A 9,306-nucleotide genomic window follows, 5' to 3' on the forward strand; every position below is an offset into this window, starting at 1 on the left:
CAGACAGTTGCATTGACCCCATAGATAAGCCAAGTTGTTTAGTAGCTGTCCAGCCATCTTCACTAACAGCAAGCCCAAGCGCGTAGCTAGGAACCATCAAGAGAAAACATTGACACATCGCCCCAGCAACCCATTAAAATAGCATATTGTTTCTCATGACACGCATGTCTTAGCAAATTTAGTTCAATCTTTCTGTTGACAGATTATTTGCATTAACGTATTATTTTAGTATACTTTGGAATATTTTAGGAGTTTTCAATTAAAAAGATATTGATTCTGATGTTGTTTGTTGCCTTTTTCATGCTGTCAGGGCAGGCGTGGGCACAGATAGATACACGAAGAATGGGCGACTATTTTCAAATGATGGTTCCTAGCTACGCGCTTGGGCTTGCTGTTAGTGAAGATGGCTGGACAGCTACTAAACAACTTGGCTTATCTATGGGGTCAATGCAACTGTCTGTTATGGCACTAAAATACACTATTAACGAAAAGAGACCTGACTACGTAGAGGGCGACAGGAAGGATAGTTTCCCCAGCGGTCACACGGCGATGGCATTCAGCGGTGCTACATTTGTTCATAAAAGGTATGGTCTCAAGCGAGCCGCCATCCCCTATCTTATGGCAACTTACACAGGTTACTCAAGGGTTGCGACTGATAAGCACTACATACACGACGTAATCGCTGGGGCTATGATAGCGTCTTTTTGGACTTGGCTTTTTGTTGACAAGATTGAAAATATTGTTCTTACTGCCGATACACGCGGAGTTGCAATTACCTATGTTAAACGATTTTAAGGAACTGCCCTCCAAAGCCATCATAGCGACTATAGTTTTGCTGATTTTGACACACTCAACTGTCGTATATGCAAAAGAGCCTCCGCCTGATATATACTATAGAGACTACTCGCTATTTGAGAGCAATATTGACTGGCGATATATGGTGACAGATTCCGAGCTTTTATTAGGAGCAAGCATTATTGCGGTTGCAATATTATGGCAAATGCCCGAAAGCTACACAGGCTGGGGAGAAGACGAAAAAACAATTCACGGAAAACACAAGCAGTGGTTCAAACACGTAAAAAATGGACCCGTTATGGACCACGACGACTGGACACTTAATTATATCGCCCACCCATACTGCGGAGCTTTATATTATATGGGTGCGCGCTCTGCAGGGACAAGTGCGCCTTATGCCCTACTATATTCTTTCATAGTGTCAACGTTCTTTTGGGAGTTCGGCGTTGAAGCTTTTGCGGAGACACCCAGCTGGCAAGATATAATAATCACTCCATTAGGCGGCGCTCTAGTAGGCGAAGGGTTTTATCTGGCAAAGAGGCACATAGTATCAAATGATTATAAACTGCTTGGCACAAGGATAATAGGCTACTCTGTGGCGTTTTTAATTGACCCGCTTACCGAAACAGCCCGCTTTTTCGTGAAAAGTAAAAAAACGGATGAGGAACAAAATGTCTCCATATCCGTCATATCTTTTCCAACTTTCACGCCTAGCGGTGGGCTGAATGGTTACAATATAATGGCTACACTGCGTTTTTAATAAACACAAAACCAACTTTGACAACTCTCCTATTTTTATTATAGTATCCCACATTATACTAGACAACAATGCCAATTGAGCTATACAATGCCCTAAGTAATAAACGATAGTCGCCCATACTAGTCTTGACAAATATTTACACCTCTGCTAGTATTCAGGTTGGTCAGATGGCATCTGCGGCAGACTGCGGGTGAACCCCGCCAGGGTCGGAAGGCAGCAACGGTAATCTGCTAGTCTGGGTGCTAGATACCTCTGACCAATTTTTATTTTAAGGAGCTACAACAATTTATGCTCACAGCTATGCGCAAGAAGGGTAAATTCCTAAACATACTCCTGTGGCTTGTAATAATAGCATTCCTAGCCACAATATTTTTTGTATGGGGCATGGGAGACGACAGCTCTCGCATCAGCTACGTTGCCCGCATAGGCGATGACGTAGTCACCGTGAACGAATATCAAACGGCATCAGAGCAGGTAAAAGCCCAGATGAAAGCATATTTCGGCGCACAGGCTGATACCCTGTTAGAAAACGACAAGCTACTGGGGCAGAATATCTTAAATACGCTTATAGACAACCATCTATTGCTGTTAGAGGCGGCGCGGCTGAAACTGCCAATCAGCAATGGCGAGGTGATAGGCTTTATTACTAATCAACTATACTTCCAAAATGACGGGCAGTTTGACATCAACATATATCAGCAAATTCTTGCCTCACAAGGGCTGACGCCAACCACGTATGAGGAACAGGTGCGCCAGCAGATTACTGTGAACAAGTTGCGTATGCTCGTAGCTGGCTCTGTGGCTGTAACGGAACGGGAGGTAGTGGAAGAATACAAATATCGCCAAACTAACCATAATATCTCATACTTTACCCTAACGAGCGAAGCATATAAACCTGCACATATAGATGATGATGCACTAAATAAATACTTTCAAGAAAACATTGAGCAGTATAGACAGCCCGCACGTATAAAGCTGAAATATATCAGCTTTAACGTAGACAGCTTTCCGTTTAAGTTCGTCGCGCCCAGTGAGAACGAGTTGCGGGCTAAATATACTGCAGAAATATCTCGTTTTACGTCCGCAGAGCGCAAGGTGACACCATTTGAGCGGGCAAAACCACAGCTATTAAAGGAAATGGAGGTAGCGGCAAAGCAGTCGGCGTTCCGCAACCATATATATGGTCTATCACGCGATATTACTAATGCGGGCAATATAACGGCATATATTGAGAAAAACCCAGATGCATTCAAAGTGGCACTCACCGAAATGCTCTCCCAAGATGATAAAAGCGCATTCTTTAAGCAAGATGCTGAACTGGAACGCACACTGTTTGGCATGGAAAAGACTGACGTGTCCCCGCTAATGGACGTAGGCGGCAGAGTGTATCTATATGAAATGTTTGACAAGGTGCCTAGTGCATTGCCAGAGCTAAAGCAGGTTTATAAACGAGCCGTTAACGACTGGACGGAAGCAGTAGCCTTTAGTAATATGATTGCGGTCACTGCGCAAGCTGATGACTTCAACGTGCTTGCGGGCAAGCTCAAAGCAAAATCTCAGACAATATCTAACGTGCGGCAGACAGACACCGCTAAACTGCAGGCTAACGACGGCTTTTTAAGTGCAGTCATAGCCCGTCCGGTCGGAGAAATCATCCGCTATCCTGTCCAACAAACTGGACGTATATATGTGGCAAAGGTTGACAGCGTTAAAGCACCTAATATGAAAGCTCTTGACGAGGAAAAACCTGCGCTAGTCCAATATTTGACGGGTGTTAAGCAAGAAGAGGTTATGAAAGACTTTTTGGCAGGGTTGCGCAAACGTTATAAAGTGACGTTAAACCCTGATTTTACCCTATGACGGAATCCAGCGTGTCTATTAACGCTATCTCCCCTAGTTTAGAAGACTATTTGGAGCATATCTATATGGAACAAAAAAGCGCGGGGAATGTGCGCGTGAAAGACCTGTCGCGCACTATGAACGTGCGTATGCCCTCTGTAAATAATGCTATAAGGCTCTTAAAACAGCGCGGACTTGTGAAACAAGAGCCTTATGGCAATATTGAGATGACTGAATCGGGCATTCAACTTGCTATGCATATATTTGAACGGCATGAGACGCTGACAAGTTTTTTTATCAAACTAGGCATATCAGAAAAGATAGCGGAACAGGACGCCTGTTCTATAGAGCATACAATAAGCGAAGAGACTTTCTCAAAACTTGCAGATTACTATAAAAATTTTATGAATGGAGAGCAAACAAGTGAAAAATGAAAATTTGCGTAATATCGCAATAATCGCCCACGTTGACCACGGCAAGACTACATTGGTGGATGCAATGTTTAAGCAAGGCTCTATCCTGCGGGATAATCAGAGCTTGCAAGAACGTGTTATGGATAATATGGACTTAGAGCGTGAACGCGGTATAACGATTGCCGCAAAAAACTGCGCCGTGACGTATAAAAACGTGCGTATAAACATAGTTGACACACCTGGTCATGCCGACTTTGGCGGAGAGGTTGAACGCGCACTATCTATGGTAGATGGAGCAATTCTGCTGGTTGACAGCTCTGAGGGTCCGCTACCTCAGACGCGTTTTGTGCTAAAAAAAGCACTGGAACGAGGCTTGTGTATAATAGTAGTTATAAACAAGATAGACCGCAAAGATGCACGGGTCAGCGAGGTGCTGGACGAGATACTAGACCTATTCATAGACCTTGATGCTACCGAAGACCAGCTGGACTTCCCGCTCCTATATGCTATAGGCAGAGATGGCGTAGCTATGGAACAGCAGGAAGATGAGCGTAAAAACCTGACACCGCTGTTTGACAAAATATTGGCGGAAATACCCGCTCCTACCGTTGACGACAGCGCGCCTTTCTCAATGCTAGTAAGCGACTTAGGCTATTCAGACTATCTAGGCAGGCTTGCAATCGGCAAGGTTCATTCTGGCAAGGTAGAAAGCAATGACAAACTGATACGCGTAGATGAGAACGGAGAAAATAAAAGCGTTCGCATATCAAAACTGCAGGTCTATGACGGGCTTACCATAAAGGAAACTGGTTCAGTTTCTGCGGGCGATATAGCGATATTGTCAGGTATAGATGACGTGTTTATCGGCGATACTATCACAACATCAGAAAAACCTGTTGTGCTACCGCGTCTGCGAGTAGATGAGCCTACAGTCGCTATGCGGTTCAGCGCAAACACGTCTCCGCTTGCTGGCAAAGAAGGGAAATGGGTTCAGGCAGCTCGCATTAGGGAACGCCTGCATAAAGAAACATTGCGCAATGTAGCTATCCAAGTGGAAGACTTCTCAAACGATGAGTTTATAGTTAAGGGACGCGGGGAGTTTCAGCTGGCAATATTGATAGAAACTATGCGCCGCGAAGGTTTTGAGCTGTCAGCTGGCAGACCTGAGGTAATATTCCGCAAAGAAAATGGCAAAATATTAGAGCCGATAGAGCAAGTTTATATAGACTGTGAGGAAACATTCTTAGGCGTAGTGACGGAAAAGCTATCCATACGCAAGGGGCGCATGACGAACCTTGTAAATAAAGGCACAGGCAGGGTTCGGGCAGAGTTCAGCATACCAAGTCGCGGTTTAATAGGCTATGGCAATGACTTTATGACTGACACAAAGGGCACGGGTATTCTGAACTCGCTATTTTCGGGCTATGAAGAATACCGCGGAGACTTTCCAGTCCGCTTTAACGGCTCATTAGTATCCGATAGAGCTGGGAAAGCCATTGCCTACGGGCTATTCCACCTAGAGCCACGTGGCAGGCTGTTTGTAGTGCCTGGTGACGTAGTCTATGAGGGGATGGTCATAGGGGAATACAACAAAGACAACGACATAGACGTGAACCCCTGCAAAGAGAAGAAACTGACGAACCTACGCGCTGCCGCTAAGGATGAGAATACGATATTACGCCCAATAAAGCCACTGACGCTGGAAGAATCTATACACTTCTTGGCTCCAGACGAGCTGGTGGAGGTAACGCCGCTCTCTATTCGCATCAGAAAGACAAAGCTGTCGGGTCAGCAACGGCACTCTGACAAAGGCAAGAGCTTGACGGGCAAACTTTAAGTTATAGCTAGCCCTTTAATCTTTCATCTATGGCTTTTGTAGCCTTCCTGCCCGCGCCCATAGCGAGTATGACGGTTGCAGCACCCGTTACGGCATCGCCACCAGCATAGACATTGGGCTTGGAGCTTTCCATAGTTTCTTCATTGACGATAATCCCGCCCCATTTATGGGTGTTCAATCCTGAAGTCGTCCTGCAGAGCAATGGATTAGGCGATTGACCTATCGCAACTATAACGGTTTCAACGTTCAGCACAAACTCGCTACCCTTTACAGGTGTGGGACGCCGTCTGCCTGAAACGTCTGCCTCGCCAAGCTCCATCTTTTGACAGCGCAAACCAGCTACCTTGAAATTTTTACCTATCACTTCAACGGGGGCGGTCAGGAGCTGCAATTTGACGCCCTCCTCAACTGCATTTTCTATCTCTTCTTCACGGGCGGGCATCTCATCTTTGCCGCGCCTATATACTATGGTCACCTCGCTAGCTCCTAGACGCAGAGCAGTTCGCGCGGAGTCCATAGCTACATTGCCCGCACCTACCACAGCCACCCTGCCACCGCGCTTAATGGGAGTGGTGGAATCTTTGCTATATGCTTTCATCAGGTTAGAACGCGTCAGATATTCATTGGCAGCATAGACGCCGTTCAAATTCTCCCCTTCTATATTCATAAACGTTGGCAACCCTGCACCTGAGCCTATAAAAACCGCTCTGAAACCGTCAGCGAATAGTTCATCCACCGTGACAGACTTGCCTATTACAACATTTGTTTCAAACTTGACACCAAGAGTTTCAAGATTCTTAATTTCACGTGCAACAAGTGCCTTCGGCAGGCGAAACTCTGGTATGCCATAGCTCAATACGCCACCCGCCTTATGCAACGCCTCAAACACTGTCACGCTATAGCCACGCTTTGCTAGGTCAGCCGCACAGGTTAGCCCAGACGGACCCGCCCCCACAACTGCTACCCGCTTGCCGTTCTGTTTTATATCAGCTGGTGCAAATTGTTTATTGTTCATATACCAGTCTGCCACAAAACGCTCTAAAGCACCGATAGATACGGCATCGCCTTTTATGCCTCGGACACAACGCTTTTCACATTGCTCCTCTTGGGGGCATACCCTGCCACATATAGCAGGGAGGTTAGAATCTTCTGCGATTTTATTATAAGCACTCTCAAAGTCGCCACCCTTGACGAAATGGATAAATTGAGGTATCTGAATACCGACGGGACAACCGTCCCTACAAAGCGGTTTTGGACACTCTAAACATCTGCTCGCCTCAGTCTGTGCCATAGCAATCGTATAGCCGAGTGATACCTCGCTGAAATTGTGCCTGCGCTCATCTGGTAGCTGTTTAGGCAGCTCCACCCTCTTAAACATATCTTGTGGCATAGTGTTCACCAAGATAACACTAGCCTGTGCAAATTACAAGGATAATTAGCCCTTACTCTTGCTAATTTTTCCCCCTGTCTCTGCTTATGCTATTGTCCCTATTATTTTGCGGGCAAGCAGAACCTTGTCGCTCGGCATAGTTCTAATTAGGGCGATAAGTTCAGCCTCTGCCTCCATACAGGCAAAGGTAGCACCCTTTGAGCGAGCTTGTTTTTGCAAGAATAGATTTGATAAGCGACACGTCAAGTCACCAATATCGCTTTTCCAATTTTAGTATTATCAACAGGTTTATGTCAAGCCTCCGCACCTCTGCGTGGGTTTGTTTTTTGCAAATAACGTTGACAAGCAACCTAATTACACATTGAACATATCCGATAGCTTTAATATCTTTTCATCGGGCATATAAGTAGCCCCATTATACAACACTATAAACTCTGGAGTAGGTATCTCCACTATACGAGTCGTATATATTGGCTTCTCAGAGAGTATCGTCTCATATAAACGGGCAATATACTCTAAAAACCTTAACGGCATATTAGGGTTCACAGTAGACTGATGTTCCACTAATACAACCAGCTTATTATCCCCTATAACAAAGGGGGGGTGCACAGGACAATCAATATCTTGACGTTCAAAACTATCTAAGAAATACGAGAGATTGCAATGAAAAGAATGTAATATTCTTAGCAATCTGTGAATTGTTAAACACTCGTGTTTATTCTCTCCCTTGTAAGGATTGCTTGCACCTTTTTATAAGTCCAGCCACGTATATATAGGAGCTTGCTTTTTACTTTCTATAGCCTATGCCTGCTTGCCAAACAATGGTTTTAGGTCGTTCCATATTGAATATTCCAGCAATTTTACATATTTTATATCAAGGTTATACTCAAGTATAGTAATCTTTATGTCTGCGTCTTTCCACCACTCGTTTAGGTGCATAGCATAAGTTGTTTTAGCTTTTAGTAAGCCCAAATGCTCCTTCAACCGCTTTTCTAAGTCATCTGATTTACCAACGTATAAGCAAGTCTTGCCATTTTTGCTGGCTTTCCATTTATCTTCGTTATTTTCATCATTTATTTTGCACGTATTTACCTCTAATTTGTCAAACTTTTTGACAATTTCTTCACGTTGATACGGAAAGTGTTCTGTTGAGATAATGTATATGAAATGTTTCCCAGCTTTATTGCTGAGTTTTTCTTTCAACTCTGTAGCTGAAAATTTTGATAGGTTAGGTATTAGCAACTCGCTATAGCTTACGTGAGCAAATGCAGTTTCCTTTATCTCCTTGCTTACTGATACATATAACTTTTCTAAACGTTCTTTCATAGTATTCTCCTTTAATCATACTTAAAACACTTCACGGGGGCTGGGCATATACCCAAACCCCCTTGCTCAACACTAGAATGCTCTAGTGGACAGATGAAAAGTTACTGCAACTCCAGGCGGGGTTCTTCTCTGTCCCATCAACAGAACATACTTTTCCATTGAAGAACCTACAGTTCTTACACTTTTTTTCTTCTTCAGCCATAATATCCTCCTGCGCTTTTAGCCCGCACGGCTATTATTTATGTTTTTGCTCATAATTGAGCATAAAACTCTGTGAATATTGATAAATTGCTCATATTAGCGGTAAAGGGTTTGTGAAATAGCCGTGCGCCACTGTGCGACAATGCGAATCTACGCCCGCAAGCCTACAGGTTACGGGTTCACCAGACAACAAGTGAGCTGTTTGTGTTAAAGAATCAAGATAAGCTAGACTACAAGATGCCCAGCATGCCTGTTGGCACGATTTTTGCTGTGTGTGTGTGTGTTGCTCATACGTTGCATCAAATACCCCTAAAATCAATAAATCTAGGTATTGTAAAAAATATTTAAGGGGCTGTCAATATGATTTTAGAAAAAATCAGCCTACTATTTTATACGACAATGTCGTTCTGTAGTTCTTTTAACTCGGCAAGCGAAAGCCCTGTGCCCTTTGATACAAAATCAATAGGCATACCAAGTGCTAAAAAATTTCTGGCAGTTTCAATGGCTTTTGCTCGTTCACCCTCAAGTCTGCCCCGTTGCATACCCTGTTGCATACCCCGTTGCTCACCCCGTTGCTCACCCTCTAGCACCCCGTCCTCATACCATACCCTCTGTGCTGTTTCAATATTAAACTCTGCTGTCAACATATTCCTTACCTCCGTTGAGTTCTTTTCTAAAAATACCCTCAATATCCCCTTCTCTATACATTCCCTTATCGCCTCTTCCATCGCCTTCTCTAACGCTA

General features: G+C 44.3%; 9 protein-coding genes, 1 other RNA gene and 1 pseudogene. 6 read left to right on the plus strand and 5 right to left on the minus strand.

Features of this window, described 5'->3' with window-relative positions:
- The first annotated feature begins 300 nt into the window (after positions 1-300).
- From AC1MDJ_RS05645 to typA, 6 genes are all read left to right on the plus strand, one after another.
- Positions 301-795 carry a phosphatase PAP2 family protein gene (locus AC1MDJ_RS05645; protein ID WP_479689969.1) on the plus strand — a complete coding sequence of 165 codons (495 nt, stop codon included), beginning with the start codon at positions 301-303 and terminating at the stop codon, positions 793-795.
- Positions 779-1,555 carry a DUF3943 domain-containing protein gene (locus tag AC1MDJ_RS05650; protein WP_479689970.1) on the plus strand — a complete coding sequence of 259 codons (777 nt, stop codon included), beginning with the start codon at positions 779-781 and terminating at the stop codon, positions 1,553-1,555. Before AC1MDJ_RS05645 ends, AC1MDJ_RS05650 begins: the two co-directional genes overlap by 17 nt.
- A 166-nt stretch (positions 1,556-1,721) precedes the next feature.
- Positions 1,722-1,812: signal recognition particle sRNA small type (gene ffs / locus AC1MDJ_RS05655), an RNA gene on the plus strand.
- A gap of 31 nt (positions 1,813-1,843) precedes the next feature.
- A complete protein-coding gene (locus AC1MDJ_RS05660; protein WP_479689971.1) occupies positions 1,844-3,415 on the plus strand; it encodes a SurA N-terminal domain-containing protein in 1,572 nt (523 codons plus the stop codon).
- Positions 3,412-3,828 (plus strand): metal-dependent transcriptional regulator, encoded by a 417-nt coding sequence (locus tag AC1MDJ_RS05665; RefSeq protein ID WP_479689972.1) that lies wholly within the window; start codon positions 3,412-3,414, stop codon positions 3,826-3,828. Before AC1MDJ_RS05660 ends, AC1MDJ_RS05665 begins: the two co-directional genes overlap by 4 nt.
- Positions 3,803-5,644: a translational GTPase TypA gene (typA, locus tag AC1MDJ_RS05670; protein WP_479689973.1), complete on the plus strand. Its 1,842-nt coding sequence runs from the start codon at positions 3,803-3,805 to the stop codon at positions 5,642-5,644. Before AC1MDJ_RS05665 ends, typA begins: the two co-directional genes overlap by 26 nt.
- 7 nt (positions 5,645-5,651) lie before the next feature.
- Here typA and gltA read toward each other — a convergent pair whose 3' ends face one another.
- The 5 genes and pseudogenes from gltA to AC1MDJ_RS05695 form a co-directional block, all read right to left on the minus strand.
- On the minus strand, positions 5,652-7,034 hold the full coding sequence (gene gltA, locus AC1MDJ_RS05675; protein ID WP_479689974.1) for an NADPH-dependent glutamate synthase: 1,383 nt from the start codon (positions 7,032-7,034) through the stop codon (positions 5,652-5,654).
- Between the two features lie 84 nt (positions 7,035-7,118).
- Positions 7,119-7,253, minus strand: coding sequence for a hypothetical protein (locus AC1MDJ_RS05680; RefSeq protein WP_479689975.1), 135 nt, complete (start codon positions 7,251-7,253; stop codon positions 7,119-7,121).
- Positions 7,254-7,388: 135 nt separating this feature from the next.
- Complete coding sequence (locus AC1MDJ_RS05685) at positions 7,389-7,598, minus strand: hypothetical protein (protein ID WP_479689976.1); 210 nt, start codon at positions 7,596-7,598, stop codon at positions 7,389-7,391.
- 237 nt (positions 7,599-7,835) lie between these two features.
- Positions 7,836-8,360, minus strand: a complete 525-nt coding sequence (locus tag AC1MDJ_RS05690) for a GIY-YIG nuclease family protein (RefSeq protein WP_479689977.1) — start codon at positions 8,358-8,360, stop codon at positions 7,836-7,838.
- A gap of 590 nt (positions 8,361-8,950) precedes the next feature.
- A pseudogene (locus tag AC1MDJ_RS05695) lies at positions 8,951-9,306 on the minus strand (hypothetical protein); the annotation flags it as partial.

The sequence above is a fragment of the Candidatus Termitispirillum reticulitermitis genome, assembly GCF_054655775.1.